Origin of the sequence: Microcoleus sp. Pol12A5 (assembly GCF_036701435.1) — a bacterium.
Taxonomy (GTDB): Bacteria; Cyanobacteriota; Cyanobacteriia; order Cyanobacteriales; family Microcoleaceae; genus Microcoleus.
In genome coordinates, this window is record NZ_JAUBQU010000301.1 from 1 (window position 1) to 1,210 (window position 1,210).

At 45.0% G+C, this 1,210-nt stretch carries 1 protein-coding gene; it reads left to right on the forward strand.

Features of this window, described 5'->3' with window-relative positions; genetic code table 11:
- Nucleotides 1-229 precede the first annotated feature (229 nt).
- The gene (locus QUA45_RS28885) at nucleotides 230-1,156 is read left to right on the forward strand and encodes an nSTAND1 domain-containing NTPase (RefSeq protein ID WP_333223386.1); all 927 of its coding nucleotides are present in this window, start codon (nucleotides 230-232) and stop codon (nucleotides 1,154-1,156) included.
- The last annotated feature ends 54 nt before the right edge of the window (nucleotides 1,157-1,210 follow it).

Consider the following 1,210-nt stretch of genomic DNA (forward strand, 5'->3'; position numbering starts at 1 on the left):
ACCCAAATCCCTTCTCTTACTTGATGAATGAGAGGGAATTCTTATTTTCTTCTGCCTAGAGTGACAGAAGAGGGGTAATTAACTTTGCCATCTCAGTTCCAGCTAGCTTTTCAGCTTGGGAGGCTGAGATCCGAGCAAACTTGGTTTACTGGCTTAAGTTCATATAAACTATTACTATCTTCCTTAAGTTCGGGAATATCGTCACCCGAACGTTAAACTTCGCCAATTTATGAATTCACGGACGCAGCAGCGCGATCGCGGTGTGATACTGACACCCACAGGAAAGCAGAAACTTCAGGCTGAGATAGATCGGTTGGGTATCACCAGCGAAAGATACGCCGTCCGTAAAATCCATGCAAAAATTCAACTTGAGCTCAACGGCGAAACGTTACATCCTGATACAGTCAGGAAGATAGTGCGGGGTCAGGGAGTCGAAAAAAGCTCTCTTGAACTTGTTTTTAGGGCGCTTCGGCTAAAACTGGAGGAGGTTGACTGTGATTTGGCTCCTAAAAATCAACTGCAAAATGCAGAAGATAGCGAAACTTCCTCGTTTGTAACTGGCACTCCCATCACCCATCCGCGCTACTTTTTTGGGCGGAAGAAGGAACTAAAACGCCTATTCGACTTACTGAAACGCCGTCCCCTGCAAAATGCTGTCATTATCGGCAAGAGCGGCAGTGGCAAGACTTCTTTGCTGGAATACTTGAAAAATATTACCACCACCCCAACAGCACAGTTGCGTCCCGGTCAAAAATCTGACTGGTTGCCCTCTCCAGAAAACTATCGCTGGATTTTCGTAGATTTTCAAGATCCGCGACGGCAGAGTCGGGAAGGGTTGCTGCGCTACATTTTAGAATGCCTAAAAATGTCAGTTCCCAGCCCTTGCGACTTAGAGGGATTTATGGATGTGGTTAGCAGTAATTTACTTCAGCCTACAGTCATCTTATTTGATGAAATTGGTGTAGGTTTACAGCGCTGTCCCGAATTAGATGATGAGTTTTGGGAGAGTTTGCACTCTTTGAGAACATACCAAACCAATGGGAATTTAGGGTTGGTCTTGGCAACTCCAGTATCGCTGATCGAATTAGCGCGTAGCACCGGACATAGTTTGCCTTTTTTCAATATCTTTCGATATAACCCTCTTCTGTCACTCTAGGCAGAAGAAAATAAGAATTCCCTCTCATTCATCAAGTAAGAGAAGGGATTTGGG